At 33.4% G+C, this 15471-nt stretch carries 14 protein-coding genes; 4 read left to right on the top strand and 10 right to left on the bottom strand.

Annotated features, from left to right (window positions below; all coding sequences use genetic code 11):
* From GXM16_RS07215 to GXM16_RS07180, 8 genes are all read right to left on the bottom strand, one after another.
* Window positions 1-1269, bottom strand: coding sequence for an ABC transporter permease (locus GXM16_RS07215; RefSeq protein ID WP_163393732.1), 1269 nt, complete (start codon window positions 1267-1269; stop codon window positions 1-3).
* 3 nt (window positions 1270-1272) lie between these two features.
* Entirely contained in the window at window positions 1273-1668 is a 396-nt protein-coding gene (locus GXM16_RS07210) for a tellurite resistance TerB family protein (protein WP_163393731.1), read from the bottom strand.
* 3 nt (window positions 1669-1671) lie between these two features.
* Window positions 1672-1998 (bottom strand): excalibur calcium-binding domain-containing protein, encoded by a 327-nt coding sequence (locus GXM16_RS07205; RefSeq protein ID WP_163393730.1) that lies wholly within the window; start codon window positions 1996-1998, stop codon window positions 1672-1674.
* Window positions 1934-2224: a DUF4236 domain-containing protein gene (locus GXM16_RS23080; RefSeq protein WP_425279965.1), complete on the bottom strand. Its 291-nt coding sequence runs from the start codon at window positions 2222-2224 to the stop codon at window positions 1934-1936. The genes GXM16_RS07205 and GXM16_RS23080 overlap by 65 nt, the downstream gene beginning before the upstream one ends.
* Window positions 2225-2228: 4 nt before the next feature.
* Window positions 2229-2435 (bottom strand): hypothetical protein, encoded by a 207-nt coding sequence (locus tag GXM16_RS07195; RefSeq protein ID WP_163393728.1) that lies wholly within the window; start codon window positions 2433-2435, stop codon window positions 2229-2231.
* A 160-nt stretch (window positions 2436-2595) separates the two neighbouring features.
* Entirely contained in the window at window positions 2596-3264 is a 669-nt protein-coding gene (locus GXM16_RS07190; protein WP_163393727.1) for a response regulator, read from the bottom strand.
* Between the two features lie 6 nt (window positions 3265-3270).
* On the bottom strand, window positions 3271-4971 hold the full coding sequence (locus tag GXM16_RS07185; RefSeq protein WP_341874169.1) for a tetratricopeptide repeat-containing sensor histidine kinase: 1701 nt from the start codon (window positions 4969-4971) through the stop codon (window positions 3271-3273).
* An 83-nt stretch (window positions 4972-5054) separates the two neighbouring features.
* Entirely contained in the window at window positions 5055-5213 is a 159-nt protein-coding gene (locus GXM16_RS07180; protein ID WP_163393705.1) for a hypothetical protein, read from the bottom strand.
* A 363-nt stretch (window positions 5214-5576) separates the two neighbouring features.
* On the opposite strand from GXM16_RS07180, the gene GXM16_RS07175 reads away from it, so the two are divergent.
* The 3 genes from GXM16_RS07175 (at window position 5577) to GXM16_RS07165 (ending at window position 7708) form a co-directional block, all read left to right on the top strand.
* The gene (locus tag GXM16_RS07175; RefSeq protein ID WP_163393725.1) at window positions 5577-6515 is read left to right on the top strand and encodes a hypothetical protein; all 939 of its coding nucleotides are present in this window, start codon (window positions 5577-5579) and stop codon (window positions 6513-6515) included.
* 163 nt (window positions 6516-6678) lie between these two features.
* Entirely contained in the window at window positions 6679-7104 is a 426-nt protein-coding gene (locus GXM16_RS07170; protein WP_163393724.1) for a lipocalin family protein, read from the top strand.
* A gap of 193 nt (window positions 7105-7297) precedes the next feature.
* Window positions 7298-7708, top strand: a complete 411-nt coding sequence (locus GXM16_RS07165; RefSeq protein WP_163393723.1) for a VOC family protein — start codon at window positions 7298-7300, stop codon at window positions 7706-7708.
* Between the two features lie 107 nt (window positions 7709-7815).
* On the opposite strand, the gene GXM16_RS07160 is transcribed toward GXM16_RS07165, so the two are convergent.
* Together GXM16_RS07160 and GXM16_RS07155 are read right to left on the bottom strand one after the other, a co-directional pair.
* Window positions 7816-8817: a PorP/SprF family type IX secretion system membrane protein gene (locus GXM16_RS07160; protein WP_163393722.1), complete on the bottom strand. Its 1002-nt coding sequence runs from the start codon at window positions 8815-8817 to the stop codon at window positions 7816-7818.
* A 16-nt stretch (window positions 8818-8833) separates the two neighbouring features.
* Entirely contained in the window at window positions 8834-13186 is a 4353-nt protein-coding gene (locus GXM16_RS07155) for a PKD domain-containing protein (RefSeq protein ID WP_163393721.1), read from the bottom strand.
* 345 nt (window positions 13187-13531) lie between these two features.
* Here GXM16_RS07155 and GXM16_RS07150 point away from each other — a divergent pair, with 345 nt between their 5' ends.
* Entirely contained in the window at window positions 13532-15466 is a 1935-nt protein-coding gene (locus GXM16_RS07150) for a tetratricopeptide repeat-containing sensor histidine kinase (protein WP_163393720.1), read from the top strand.
* Window positions 15467-15471: the final 5 nt, after the last annotated feature.

Here is a 15471-nt window from a genome sequence, read left to right as displayed (position 1 = left end):
TTAATTTTTAGAATATACCAAATGCTGAAAATCAGGATCGATCAGGTTTAATTTACTCAGATGTTCTTCAGAGTGAAATTCGCAACTTTCTAAAAGTTCTGTTTTTTCTTTATGAGCTAAAGCAATTTCTGTATTTATGGCCTGAAACCATCCTTCTTTATATTGATGATGATAGTGCAGGTATTCTTTTACCGGAAAAACAAACCCATCGATTTTTGATTGTAGTTCTGAAATTTTTCCATTTGCAGTCACAATTTGCTGTTTGAAATCATTTATCTTGTTGGTATATTCAGTTTTTAATTTTTCTAAATCAACCAGGTTTTCTTTTTTACCTCTTATAAAAGCTCTTATTTTATCTATATTTTCAAACTCTTTCATAACAAAATCAAAAACAAGTCCCCAAATAATGTATACCACAAAGCCTGCAAATATGATCATCCAAAATTCAGCTTCGCCCAAAGCTATATTTAAATTGTATGGTGCGGAATCGGTTGTTTTATTGAATTCATATATCTTTTTTTCGATTTGATAAGCCAACAGCGCATCAAATAAAAAGGTGGTAATAAAAAGAGCAACCATCCTCAAAATATTTTTGATGCCTTTTCCTTTCTGTACCATATGAATTACATAACCCAATCCCATGAATACAAATGGAATTGTTATGACCAAAACTCCTTCAAGCCAGCTTGCTTTAAAAGCATTTGTTAAGGCATCTGCATCAAAAATGGCAGCAGTTAAACTATCATTCGAAAATTCCTTGAAAAATGCAGAATAAGAAGCTGAAATGTAAAACACCAATACATAAAGTGTAATGGGAAGCAATAAAAACAAACCAATATAAAATTGTGCTTTTAAGCCTTTGCCGTCTTCAATTCCGAATTTATCAGGATTACGTTTTACCTCTATAATTTCATTTTTTATCAGATCTGCAGACTCGTTAATATCTTGTTCTTTCTTTTCGTAAATTCCAATTGCAGCCTCACATTTTTTAAGTTCGGTTCTGTTTTTCTCCTGTTCTTCACGATAGGGCTGTTTTAATCTGTCCTGCTCTAATTTTTGTTTTCGGCACTGGTCTTCAAAACTCATGTATAAATTTTGTAAACATGCTTTTAGAACAATAGGTTTGCCTGTTGCTTTTATAGAAGCAGCAAAACCGCTTTGATAATAGGTAATTCTGATTTGTTCTCTGTCTTCTTCACTTTCATTGTAAGCATTAATAGAAGAATCCGCTGTTTTTTTTAAACTGAATAATTGTGTAAGTGACTTCATAATCTAGGAGTTTAATTGACTAATAATTTCTTCTTTCCCAATATTTTTCTGGACGCAATCAATTAAATAATCAGATAAATCATTGATGTTTTCTTCGACGAAATCAAACTTCCTGCAATACTTTCTAAGCATATTCAATTCATCATCTGTTATTTTTCCGTCTGCCCAGATAATTCTTGTCAGATCATATAGATATTCAATTTTTGTAGTTAAGGCTTCCGGAACTATAAGTTCGGTACTGACAGGATTTGAAAAAAGCTTGTCAAGTTCTTCTTTTGGAATTCCTCTTTCATCTGCAAAATGATATAGCATCTGAAGTTCTAATACATTGAATTGATCATCTGATAATGCCATTTGATATAATCTTAAAAAATGGCTTTTAAGTTCTAGTGTTATCATATTTTATTTTTTTAAGTTTTCGCAGGCAATACCATCACCGTCAGAATCTAAGCTTTTGTAGCAACTTTTATTATTGTTATATGCGGATTGTGCTTGTGCCTGACTTGTGAAATCGCCACAAGTTTTGGTTGGACAATCTGAATTTGAACTGTTTCCTGATGAATCAGATGATTCTGAGCAGGCAATGATTGAACCAAGTGCAATAAATAGAAAAATTAGAATTACACATCCATTTTTGTTTTTACCTGAAAAAGATTTTGATCTGTTATTGGCAAAATGCCCCTGGACATAAGTTCCGTCTTTTCTGTAATATCCTTTTCGATATCCCATATCGTTTTAGTGTGTAGATTAAAAATGTTAAAAATCCTGTGAAGAGAAATAATACCAGACATCCGCTATTTTGGTATTTTAATCCTGGGATGCCTGTTTTTGCAGAATAGCCGTATTTGCTAAATGTTCCCATTTTTGTTCTTAAACTTGGAGAAATCCCGGATTTACTAATATTTAATCCGAGTCCGCCTCCAAGCTTAATCCTTTTTTGAAATCGAAAGCCCATAATATTAGCTTGTATGGCAGGCATTGCAACAAGTTTTGCAGCCGTTTGATTTGGAATACGTTTTTTTTGCTTCTGCAACAGCTGGTTTACAATCTGAAAACTGACCGAGATATTTTTTACTCACAATACTTTTAAAATATTGACATTCATCAGTATGAACTTCATGATCTCCGTTTAATTGAGCAGTGTTGTTTACATAATAATTTTTCATAGTTTTAAAATTTGAATTGATTTAATTTAATTTAATTTAATAATTCAAACTTAAACCTATTTAAAACCAGTATTTTACGGAAAACCATAATCCGTAAAATTTTAAATTTCAGAAATAAAAAAAGCTCCCGAGGGAGCTTGAAAAATATAATAATGAGGAACTAAATTATCCCCATATCCTTAGTAATCGAAACCAAATGAACGGTATTGTTAGCTTTAAAAAAGTCTTTGAGTTTAGAGAGTCTTTTTTCGATGGCGCTTTTACTGTTGGGTTTGATATCGGTACTTTTAAAAATTTCTATGATTTCATCCTGTGAAGTGCCGGCAGATAAATATTTTAAAATTTTAATATCGACATCATCCATTTCGTAGTTGTTTTTTTCCTGCAGTGCAGAAGCCACTTCCGGAGAAATAAATTTTTGATCAGAGGTTGAAATAAGATGAATTGCTTTTTTCAGTTCTTCAATGCTGTTTAGACCTTTAAGTACAAAACCATCAATTTGAGCATCATAAAAAAGAGATTTTATACGATAGTTTTTATCTTCGACAGAATAGGCTATGATTTTAATATCAGGCTGTAATTCACGAACTTTTTGAATGAGTTCGTCTCCACTGGTAATTTTTACTTCCCGGTGATCTGTTTTAAACGAAAGATCACTGATTAATAAATCATACGGTTCGTTTTGATGGATTGCAGCACGCATTTTTAGAAATACATCATCACAATATTTAGAATGTTGAAAATCGAAAATCTCCAAATCTTTCAGGACTTGCTGAATTCCTAAATTCATGGTATCAAGGTCTTCCGCTATTATTACTTTTTTAAACATGGGCTTTTATTTGGGCAGAGTTATTTTTGCTTTAAAACCTTTATCAGGCTGAGTGTCAAAAGTAATAGTTCCTTTTGTGGCCAGAATACGGTTTTCCATATTTTGCAAACCATTTTTTATGATTTTTGATTTTTCACAGCCTTTTCCGTTATCTGTATAATCAATAATTACAGCATTTGATTTGCTGTCAAATTTTATAACTGCCAAAAGAGCTTCGCTGTGTTTTTTCATGTTGACCATTAATTCCTGAAGTACTCTGTGAATAGTAACCTTTTTTTCATCCTCAATACTCTCCCAATTTATCTTTTCAATATTTGTAATAATAACATTTGTAGTGTTGCTATTATAAGTCGAAAGCATTTCTTTTAAACCGGCTGAATAATTGGGCCCAGTATCAATATTACTATTCTCTCTGGAAATTCCGCGAACCCGGGAATAAATATGATTAAGTTTTTGTAATAGGGTTTCTTTATTGTTTTCGGCATTTAAAGACTGGGTCTGCGTATAAGTAATAGCATGAAAAACATCATTAGCAAGTTCGTCGTGTATATCTTTGGCAATACGGGTTTCGGTGTTATATGCTGTGGTTATTTCTACAAGGCGGGTTTTATGTTTGTAGCGTTTTCTTAAATATATAGCCAAAAATACAAAGGTAGTTGAAGCTATAATTATAGATGCATATAATATGATTTTTTCTTTTTCGGCCTCTTTGAGCGCCACTAAATTTTCAGCTTTTTCTAAGCGAAGTTTTTGATTTTCGTCTTTTTCTTTTTTAGAATCGTATTTTATTTTGGCAAATTTATTTTTATAGTTGTTTCTAATTTTAATTATACTGTCATTTAGTGTGATATATTTTTTTGCATATCCAATATTTTTTCTGCCTAAATCATTTAAAATCAAAAATTGTAACGCTCTTAATCTTTCATCGATACTGTTTAGTTTTGTTGCTGATTTGTAGGCATCCAAAGCATATTGGTTTGATTTTTTTGAGTCAGTTTTAGCATAAAATTCGGCAAGATGCAAATAGCTCTCTATGATACCATAAGAATCATTATGGAGTCTTCTTGTTTTTAAACTTTCGTTCATTAATAAAAGCCCCTTGTCATTTTTTCCTTTTTTAAAATAAGCATAACCTAAATTATCCTGAACTCTTGATTTACTACTCGCATGGGCACTTGCGTCTAAAAATTTTCTGTTTAAAATGGATTCTAAAATAGTAATGGCTTTTTCATATTTTTCTTGTTTAATATAAACAGCCGCAATATTGTTTAAAGGTGATTGTTTTGATATAGAATCTGTACAGTCTTTTATGGCTTCTTTATAATAGTAAATCGCATCATTATAAAGTGAAAGTTCTTTGTCTGCAATACCAAAAAAATTATTGACAGATACGCTGAAAATATCTCTTCTTTTTATATAAGGTAAGGCTTCTGTTAATGTTTCTTTGCTACCGTAATAGTCTCCGGTAATTTGCTGGATAGAAGCCATCCTGATAAGGTTGTAAGCAATATTTGCACTGTCTCTGATGGTTTCAGATATAATTTTCGCTTTATTAAAATTAAGGAAAGCAACATTGAGGTTTTTCTTTTCAAAGTTTAATATTCCTTTATCCCGAAAGTTAATAGCTTCTTTTTGAGTTGGCTTACTTTTATTAATGTTGGTTAGTGTTTTTTCTTTGCAGGAAAAAAGTAAAAGAAAAGTAAACAAATAAAAAAACGGGGATCGTAGCATAAATACATACTTTCCCCGAATGTACTAATTAATTATAAATTAAAAAGTTTAAAGAATTATTATTTTGGTGGTGGTGGAATTACAGGATCATCTCCAGGTCCATCTGCATATGTAGGCGTTATAGGACTTGTTTTTTCAACTTCTTTTTTCGTATGAGTTTCATATTCATCTGCAGTGCAGGAAAACAGAGTAGTAGACAATAGTGCAAACGCTCCCAATAAAAATAAATTTTTCATATTTTTTTGATTTAAAAATTAGACATGGGTATTGCTGTCCGGAACTTTTCCGGATCTTAATTTCAATACCAAATTGTGTTTGGGAAGTGAAGTGCGCAGAACAGTAAGAGTTTATCTATACTTCCCGGATAAATGCCGTCTTACGGTTTTCCGCACTTTTAATTGAACTAGTTTTGTACATTTGTTTTAACCTGCAGATCAAAACGTTAACTTGATTCTGAGGCAAAGTAACAACCATTGCAAACGTGAATTGATACGGAATTCCGGGAATTCCGACATATGTTTTCAGAATCCTGAAAATTCCCAGCAAGTCCTGAAAATTCCTAAAAATAAAAATAGATGCCTATGCAAAACATTACTACAGAGCATTATAAAAAAGCTATTAAAGAAAAGTATGAAGAAGTAAAAAATGGAGACAATAGCCATTTTTTACAGAATCCATCTCAGGCAAAACTTAGAAAATTATGTTGGGAAATATTTCAGATAAATAAGAATTCTGATGATTTAAAAACCTTCTCTACATTATTTGAATTTTGCTTTGATATTTCAAAAAAGAATACTTTGCAATCCAAAACAGATAAGTTTAAATCAGTAGGAGCTTTTTTTAGAGGGAAAACAGAATCCCCAACGGATGAAATAGTGGAATTTGCTGCAGTTTTGGTAGGTTTTGAACCGAGGCCTTTTGGAAAGTTTAAAAAATATTACGGACAAGAAAATAGGGAAGAAGAAAATTTGATGGCTGAACCAAAAGTTGTTGTAGAACCTGAGCTAGAAAGAAGTATTGTAAATAATGTTGATAGGTCACAACTAAATAAAAATTTAAATGATGACATAGGCTTTATAAAAAATCCTGAATCATTAAATTTTGTCGGTAGTGTTAAAAGGAATTTTTTTGAAAAACTATTTAAAAAATCAAAATCTACTATAATAGTTACTTTAGTTATGTTTCTTTTAATAGGTGGAGTAATTTATTTTGCCTTCATCAAGAAGCATTGTATGCAGTGGTCTAATGATCATTATGAAATTGTAGATTGTAGTTCTGGACTTGTGGGTAATGTAAATGTTATTATCCCATACAATAAAGATCTTTTGGATTTTAAGAAAATTAAGGTTTGTGATACCACAACTTGTTTTAAAAGTGATGGACAGGCAATTATCTGGTATGTTAAAACAGCAAACGGAATAGATTTTTTTAATACACACGGAACACACCCGGAAAACAAAAAAGCATTAAGACCCGTAACTCAGTATATTATTGATAAATATGTTAAGCAGAGGGAATAGTACTTTATTGGTTAATTCTCTGGTAATTTAACATAAGATTACGATTTAATCAAATAAACGGCAATTATGTAAGTTATTTTGAAAATTATGAAACAGATTTGAATTATAACGAGTGTAAATTCGTTAAATAAAATCAAATTATAATTTTTAAAAACAAAAAAACATGAAAACTAGAAATTTTTTATACGTATTAGCACTAAGTTTTGGATTATTCGCAACAACATCTTGCAGCAATGAAGATAATGAAGGAGAAACAATAGTACCAATCCAGGGAAAATATGAGCTAAGCAAAGTAGGAACAGCAGATGCTAACGGAAATAACGAAGTGTTAATTGATGCTCCCCAAAATGCAACTGGATGTAGTAAAGATTATTTAGAATTAAAATTGAGTAATGTTGCGGTTATAGGAGATTACGACGGTGCAAATTGTAACAAAACTGAAACAACCGGAACTTATGTAAGATCTCATAATGATTTAACAATTACTGTTGGTACTACAGCTACAACAAGCGATATTATGAATCTTACTAATAAAGAACTAAAATTAAGAAATAAGACTACTGGCGCTATCACTGTTTATAAAAGATAGATATGGCTTAAAGTAAAAGAATTGTTAATTTGAATTGGAATTAAAACGGAAATAACTGATAAAAGTTATTTCCGTTTTTTTATAAAACTGAATTTAATTTCGTCATGTGATTAAATTCGTTTGAAGCAAAGTAAGGATACAATTGATTTTGATTATATTAGTTGATGATTTTAATAACTCAGAACAGTAATTTATGGAAAATCAAAAAACCAATGCAGAAAGTTTAATACCAAAGGTAACAGGAATTGGCGGGATTTTTTTCTTTTCAGATGATCCGCAGAAAACAAAAGACTGGTATGCGAAAAATTTGGGATTTGAAATCAGTGACTGGGGCACTTCCAGTTTTGAATCCAGGGATCTCAACAAGCCAGAAGAAATAAACTCGCTCCAATGGAGTCCTTTCAAAAAAGGAGATGACTATTTTTCTCCGTCCAAAAAAGATTTTATGATTAATTACCGTGTCCAGAATATTGAAGGTTTAGTGACTCAATTCAAGGAAAACGGAGTAACCATACTGGATGAAATTGCTACTTATGATTATGGCAAATTTGTACATATCATGGATGCTGAAGGAAATAAAATCGAATTATGGGAGCCAGCTTAAAAATAAACGCCCTGTAAATATATTCAAGGAGTAGCTTATAAAATCAAAAACCTCTCAAAAATATTTTGAGAGGTTTTGATTTACGATATCAATCGAAATTTTGATTGTTAATTATCCCCGTAATTCGGGCATCCAAAACATTTTCGTGACAAATCAAACTGGTATGTCAATGATAGTTCATAAACGCCTCCTGTTCTTCCTATTTTGGTTGTATTCAAGTCATATGAAAGTCCTAATCGCAAATGTTCGTATTGTAGTCCGGTAAAAAAGTTAACAGAGGTCAGCAATTCATTGTTCATGCCATTTTTTGCAGGATTGGTAACGAAGGTTGTTCCAAAAAACATTTTTTCGAATAAAATTGAAGCGCCTAAATCAAATCGGTTATAGCGTCCCTGCTGCATATAATTTGACGTGAAAAACATTTTTGTTTCATACGGAAAGAACAATACGTCAATATAATCTGCCACCAGAAATTCATACCCGCTGCTTAGTGAGAAGAATGTGTTTAGCGGCAGGTTTCCGTTTGTGCTCAATGCTATATTAGGTCTGTTAAGATGCTTCATTGAAAGGCCAATCCAAAGATCATCGGTATTAAAAACCATACCAGCAGATACATCAAAAAAAGTAACCTTATCGTTCGCTAACAGCGGATCAATAGAACTTCCGTTGTTCGGGCCGTTTATGTTTATCTGATCTTCCAGTAATAAATTGCCAAATGCAAATGATTTTAATCCAAATCCTGCTTCAATACCCGGTCTGAATGTCCAGGTATCATTTATTCTTACCCTGTAGGCATAATTGGCATTGACTTGTGTATAATTATATTTGGAAGCATTTTCTCTTTGGTTTAAAATGTTTAAGCCAATTCCGCTGTTAAGTTGATCACTCCAGGTATTTACAAATGCATAATCAGTATCAACACTTAGGTCTAATTCAGGCCACTGCTCACGATGAATAATTCCGGCATAAGTAGTTTCCATAAAGCCTGTAAAACCTGGATTTAAGGTTTCGGGAACTAAAAAATATTGTGTAAAAATAGGATCCTGTGCTCTTGTTTTGGTATAAAAACAACATGTTATCAGTATAACAACTAGTAATTTTAATCTCATTTTTAATCTGTTGCTTTTATTTAATTAATGTTAATGATCCTTTTTCTGTTATGGTATGGTTGTAGAAGGTTTTGGCCGTTATCCTGAAATAATAATTGCCGTTTTCAGCATCCAGATCTTTAATTTTTCCTCTCCATCCATGAATGTTTACACCTGTCTCTGTATAAATAATACCTCCCCATGTATCATAGATATCAAGGGTTACATTATTCAGTCCCTGAAATACAGGTGCAAATGAATCATTGATTCCGTCATTATTCGGTGTAAAAGCGTTTGGCATAACCAGTTTGTATCCTTTTTCTACAAGAATATTAGTTTCATAAGAATAGCTGCAACCAAAAGGATAATTAACGACTTGTTTTATGGTATAAGTACCTTCTCTGGTATAAATGTGCTCTGGATTTGTTTCTGTAGAAAAATTGCCGTCTCCAAAATCCCAAGATGTGCTTGTATAATCTCCCGTGGCTAAATTTGTAAATTTAACCGGATCGTAAATCGCATAAAGGTCAAACATTTCCTTTCCATAAGAACTGGTAGAAAAGTTTGCCACACCCAAAACAGGTTTAAGCACTTTATGATTTACATCGGCTGTACAGCCAAAACTATCGGTAACGGTAAAAATGATTAACCCTTTATTATCGGTTTTCATTATTTCACCATTAACTCCGGAAACAACTCCGTCTGACCATTTTAAAGTATATGGAGGAATTCCTCCCTTGACATGTCCTACGAATGTCTGATCGACAAATCGGGTCTCACAATTAAAATCAGTTAAGACTTCAATTGTAGGTGTAAGCTGTTCGAATCGGATAATTTTAAAAGTATCTGATTTTTTACAGCCTCTTGAATCTGTTACCGTAACCGTATAGTTGTCTGGTGTAAGCTGGTTCAAATCTTCAGTTCGTGCTCCATTAGACCATGCATAAGTGTAAGGAGCGGTACCTCCCGTAACAACAAGGTCTATAACACCTGTATTTGCTTTAACGCAGTCAAGCGGGTTTGAAACATCTCCTCTTATTTCTAATTCAAGCGGATCAACAACAATATATTCTGCCTCAATTACACATAATTTGGCGTCGGTAATTTTTACTTTATAACTTCCGGGACCAAGATTATTCCTTTCAATTCCGGCTGTAGAACCATCACTCCATTCCAGTTTAAGTGGTGCCTGTCCGCCAACAAGATTAAGACGGATGTGTGCATCATTGGCTCCATGGCACGAAATATTTTGAAAATCCGGATTAATCATAAATACCGGCGCATTGTTAACCGTTATTGGAAAATCTTTCGGACATCCCAAGGCATCAGTAATGGTAATTAGGTAGTTTCCTGCAGACAAATTAGACTGTTCCATGCCAGTTCCTAAATTGCTCCATTTTATAATATACGGATCGCCCGTTGCAAAAGGAACACCACCGGTAATACCATTAATTTTAATAACTCCATCCCTGACACTGTAACAAGTTAAGTGAGTAACAGAGTAGTTTAATTTAATTTCCGGGTTTTGAAGTATTTCAACTTTCAGAGTAACTGTACAGCCTGAATTATCCGTAACCGTTAAATTATACATACCTGCATAAAGGTTCTTTAAATTCTGAAGATTACTTCTAAATCCGTTTGGTCCTGTCCAGCTGTAACGATGAGCAGGTCTTCCTCCTGATGAGCTTACATTAATTTCACCGGTATTATATCCGTAGCACAAAACATCAACCTGACTTTCCCATTTTACTTCCAGTAATGGTGGTTCAATAATGGTGAAACTTGTTCCTGTAAGTTCCCCACAACTATTGGCTTCTGTTATTTTCACCTGATAGACACCTTTTTCAAGGTTATTTAGGTTTCCGGAATTACCGGGATAAGGATTTCCATCTTTTGTCCAGGCAAAATTATAAGGAGGGGTTCCGCCTGTTACAGAGGTATTAATGGTACCGTTTTTTAATCCAAAGCAGGTTATATCGTTTTTACTTTCACCTGTGATTCTAAATTCTCCTGGTTGTGAGACATTATATGAAGTAATAAAAGGACAGCCTCCGTTATCTGTGATTGATAAAAAATATAAACCCTCTTTTAAATTAGAAATATCCTCATCTGAACTTGTAAATCCGCTAGGACCTGTCCAGGATATCGTATAAGGATTCCCTGTTGTACGAGGTGTACCTCCACTCACAGTCAGGCTGATAGAACCATCACTATATCCGTAACAAGTGACATTTTTTATAGTTTGTACAACTTTTATTGTTGGCTCGACTGTTACCGTAACCGTAAAATCAGGTCCAGGACATGAAGTCGATATTGGAGATACAGTATAGGTGACCGTTGCAGTACCAGCAGTATTATTTATCAGTGTTTGGCTGATGCTTGTTCTTGGGCTTGATTGCGCACTGGCACCACTTATTGCACCCGGCGGAGAAACCACGGGATTAGACCATACATAAGTAGTTCCTGCAGGGACATTATCGGTTGTTCCGTTGCTAACAGGTATGATTTGAAAAGTATTACCGCTGCATATTTTTGCTGTTTTTGGAGTAATAACAGGGGAAAGAACCATATCAACAGAAAAGTCTCTCCATACTTCTGCTGTACCACAGCTATTTGTAACCTTAAAAGTAGCTCTGTAATTACCTGTCTTAGTGTAATTAATAGCTCCAGGATTCGGTAATGTAGAAGTTGAAGGCGTACCTCCTGGGAAACTCCATTCATATGTAATTTCTGAAGATGGAGAACAGGTTTCTTCAACTAACCCTTCAGGATAAATTGTAGCCGATTTACAAAAATCTGAAATTGGCTTTAATGAAATAACGGGTTTCTTTTTTACTTGAATTGCTGTTATTGGAGAATATTGGTAAATTCCACATGAATTAAGTGTTCTTAAGCGAATATAATAAGTTCCAGGAGTCCTAAAATTAAAAGCCGGATTTTTAGATTCATAATTTGTTCCGTTGACATAGTCCCATTGTCCTCCGCTTCCGGGGAATGTTTCTTTACCACAAAAGCCAGGGGTGTAACCTGTCACTTCCCAATAATAGTTTGCTACACCACAATTTAAATTGGTATCTGTAGTGTTTGTTATTTGAACCGTTTCTGATGCACAGGCATTACCAAAGGTAAAGCTAGGCTGCAATACAGGTTCAATACATATTTCCTGTGCAGGAGGAGTTATTCCCACACCACATGGTGTTGTAGCTCTAAGGGTAACTTTATATTTTCCCGGTGCTGCATATGCGTGATATGGATTAACTTCTCTGGAAGTAGTACCATCTCCAAAATCCCAGGTATAAACATTTTGAGTACTACAGCCATTAGTATAACCCGCATAAGTTGAATTACTAAAACGGACAGCTGAATTTACACAGGCAACAGACGGAACGCTAAAACTGATTACTGGTACGTCTAAAATAATAATAGGACCGGCATTAAGAACCGTACTTCCGCAAGTTCCATCTGTTGTAATTGTTAAACTTACCGTACTTCCTGACGGGCAGTTGGCTCTTGTGAATTTATGTGGAATAGGGAAATTTTGTGAGGCCTGAGGATTTAGTTTATTATAATAAACTGAACTTTCAAGTTGTGCCTGAGAATAAGTATCAATAGGGCTGCCATCTCCATAATTAACAGAATAATTAGTATTAATAGGATTGAGTGCCCATGAACCAATGGCAAAATTCATAGGATCGACAGGAATACATAAGTTAGTTGTGTTTCCTGGTGCGATAAGAGCCCCCATTGGGTTATTGGAGTTTTTAACAACATAAGTTACAGAGTTATTACAGCTGCTGTTTCCAACGCCTGTAATCACCATATTGAAAGAACCTAATCTTTGATATTGATGTGATTTCGGAAAAGTGACACTTGTTTCCGTACTGCCATCACCCCAGTCTACATTATAGGATGTTACACATGAAGCAGAAGTAGAACTGTTTACAACAGTAATAGTGTATTTTGGATTTGAATTATTATCCCCGCATCTTTCAAAAGGTTTGCTAGATCCATTCTGGTCTGTAAACTTTAAATCGGGTTTTTCTTTTACAGAAACATCATATATTCTCGAATTTACCTGACCAGTACTGTCTGTAACAGTTAGTTTTACCTTAAAAATTTTAGTTCCGCAGCCAACTGCAGTAAAGATGTGACTTGGGTTGATTTCGGTCGAAGTTGCTCCATCCCCAAATTCCCATTTGTAAGTAAGGGGAACGGTCCCGCTTACAATAGCCTTAAAAGTAACCGGAGTTCCTGAACAGGCATCATCATTGGTAAAACTGAAATCAACGGTTGGGGGTAAAAATAATTTACTGCTGCTGTTTTCAAAACTATAAGCAGCTGTAGTAATTATGGATATAAAAAGTAGGAGTAAAAAGTAAAGTTTCTTCATGCAGTAATATTCATTTATTTCGGGTCAAAAGTATAAGATTTTTTTTAAAAAAAAAGAAAAAGATTACTAATTAATCTGTTTTTTAATGAAAAAAAGTTAAGTTGTTGGATTTTTTTTAATCAACATTTTCTTTCGTTGAATATTTGATGATTGTTGTTTCTGGACTTGCTGATAATTCGCAGATTCAAAATTGAAGTTGGCTTTCTTAAAAGAGGTTTAGTCCTAATTAAGTTTTTCAAAATAATCCGGAAGAATCAAATAATAATCAAAACCCATTAAATAATAATTGAGATTATAATACTAAAAAACATATTATACATTTGTGACACTCAAGCAAATAAAACAGTGAATTTCAAGTCAGGTAAAATAGTTTTCTTTTTAAGTATCTTCAGCTGGAGCACATCTTATGCCCAAAATATTCAGGTTGATAGTCTGAAAAAAGTTGTAAAGAACACTAAAATTGATACGCTAAAAGCTGATCAGTATAATAGAATAGCAGACCTGTACAAGGAGATAGATCCGGATTCTACTTTCTATTACGCCCAGAAGGCGATGACAATCAGTTTAAAAAAAGAATACCATTTTGGACTGGCTACAGCCTATCTGAACAAAGGAAACGCCTCTGTCATTTTTGGGGATTATACGAACGCTTTAAAGCTTTTTAAAAATGCTCAGTCAGAGTTTGAAACTGCTTTACGGAAAGAAATTCATCAAAAAAGAATAAAAAGTGGTCTGGCTCGTGCTTACTGCAGTTCAGGGGTTGTGTATTCTGAACAGAGCAATCATACCTCGGCCTTGAAAAATTACGAAAAAGGATTAAGATTATACCAGCAGATAGACGAACAAACAGGTATTTCTAAAGCTTTAAATAACATTGGAATTCTCTACAAATCACAACAAAAATATCCTAAAGCATTACAATATCTTAAAGAGGCTTATAAAATTCAGCTTGCTACGGGTGAACAAAATGCTCCTATGACGCTAACTAATATCGGAGTAATATATTTTGAGCTTGGCGAATATAAAAATGCAATTCACTATTACAACAAAGCAAAAAGAGGTTTCGCTAAAAATGAAAATAAAAGAGGTTTTGCTTTGCTTAATAATTATTTAGGAGATTATTATAAAGAACAAAAGAACTTTGATTTGGCTAATGAATGCTATCAGAAATCATTGGCTTTGTATGAAGAAATTCAGAATAAATTCGGAGCTTCTCTTGCTTTGTACAACATTGGTTTATTGCTGCAGGAACAGAAAAAATATAATGAAGGGATACGCTATGCTACAAAATCATTAGAGTACGCTCAGGAAATTGGTGTTCTGGATCAGACTTTTCATTCAGAAGAATTACTAAGCGAGTTGTATCAATCAACAAATAATCCTGAAGCAGCGCTGCTTCATTATAAAAATTTCATTATTGCCCGTGACAGCATCAACAATCAGGAAATGACCAAAAAATTTGCTGAAGCTGAAATGAATTACGAATACAAGAAAAAAGAAGCCCTGCTTTCTGAAAAGCACAAAAGAGAAATTCAATTTGTTATTTTCTCCATTTTGGGAGCGTTATTATTAATTGTTTTAGGGCTTGTAATTTATAACCGAATGCAGGTTAAAAGGCAATTAACACTTAAAAAAGATCTTGCCGAATACGAACAGAAAGCCCTGCATTTGCAAATGAATCCACATTTTGTATTCAACTGCCTGAGCTCAATTTCAAGTTTTATTGTACAAAACGGAACCGATTCGGCTTTAAAATATTTGTCGAAATTTTCGAAACTGATGCGCCTGACACTTGAATATTCTAAAGGTTCGCTTATTCCGATTGATAAAGAAATTGAAAGTCTTCAGAATTATCTGGAACTGGAACAGCTTCGTTTTGATAATAAATTTGAATTTGAAATCAATTCAAGTGAAAATGTAGAATTTAACGTAGGACTGCCTCCGTTGCTGATTCAGCCTTTCGTAGAAAATGCTATTCTACATGGCTTGGTTCCCAAAGAAGGAAAAGGAAAAATAAATGTGGATTTTGATGTACAAAATGAACAATTAATCTGTACGATTACTGATGACGGAATTGGACTTTCAGAATCAAAACTTTTAAAAGAAAATTCAGTTACGGCACATCAGTCAATGGCATTGGATATTACAAAAAAACGCCTGAAGATTATGGAATCTATTACATCTAAATCAGCAAAAATTGAAATTCTGGACTTGAATACAAATTCACAAAAAACAGGTACAAAAGCAATATTGTATTTGCCTGTTCAATATATATCATAATAACC

Origin of the sequence: Flavobacterium limi, from assembly GCF_010645075.1 — a bacterium.
In the GTDB taxonomy this organism is placed as follows: Bacteria; Bacteroidota; Bacteroidia; order Flavobacteriales; family Flavobacteriaceae; genus Flavobacterium; species Flavobacterium limi.
Note: the sequence above shows the minus strand (reverse complement) of the source record. Positions and strands in the feature narration are given on the sequence as shown.

Excerpts from the sequence above, each read along its gene's own strand:
- GXM16_RS07190 (WP_163393727.1), bottom strand. The coding sequence starts at position 3,264 with ATGTTTAAAAAAGTAATAATAGCGGAAGACCTTGATACCATGAATTTA.
- GXM16_RS07160 (WP_163393722.1), bottom strand. The coding sequence starts at position 8,817 with ATGAGATTAAAATTACTAGTTGTTATACTGATAACATGTTGTTTTTAT.
- GXM16_RS07175 (WP_163393725.1), top strand. The coding sequence starts at position 5,577 with ATGCAAAACATTACTACAGAGCATTATAAAAAAGCTATTAAAGAAAAG.
- GXM16_RS07155 (WP_163393721.1), bottom strand. The coding sequence starts at position 13,186 with ATGAAGAAACTTTACTTTTTACTCCTACTTTTTATATCCATAATTACT.
- GXM16_RS07215 (WP_163393732.1), bottom strand. The coding sequence starts at position 1,269 with ATGAAGTCACTTACACAATTATTCAGTTTAAAAAAAACAGCGGATTCT.
- GXM16_RS07170 (WP_163393724.1), top strand. The coding sequence starts at position 6,679 with ATGAAAACTAGAAATTTTTTATACGTATTAGCACTAAGTTTTGGATTA.
- GXM16_RS07195 (WP_163393728.1), bottom strand. The coding sequence starts at position 2,435 with ATGAAAAATTATTATGTAAACAACACTGCTCAATTAAACGGAGATCAT.
- GXM16_RS07210 (WP_163393731.1), bottom strand. The coding sequence starts at position 1,668 with ATGATAACACTAGAACTTAAAAGCCATTTTTTAAGATTATATCAAATG.
- GXM16_RS07205 (WP_163393730.1), bottom strand. The coding sequence starts at position 1,998 with ATGGGATATCGAAAAGGATATTACAGAAAAGACGGAACTTATGTCCAG.
- GXM16_RS23080 (WP_425279965.1), bottom strand. The coding sequence starts at position 2,224 with ATGGGCTTTCGATTTCAAAAAAGGATTAAGCTTGGAGGCGGACTCGGA.
- GXM16_RS07165 (WP_163393723.1), top strand. The coding sequence starts at position 7,298 with ATGGAAAATCAAAAAACCAATGCAGAAAGTTTAATACCAAAGGTAACA.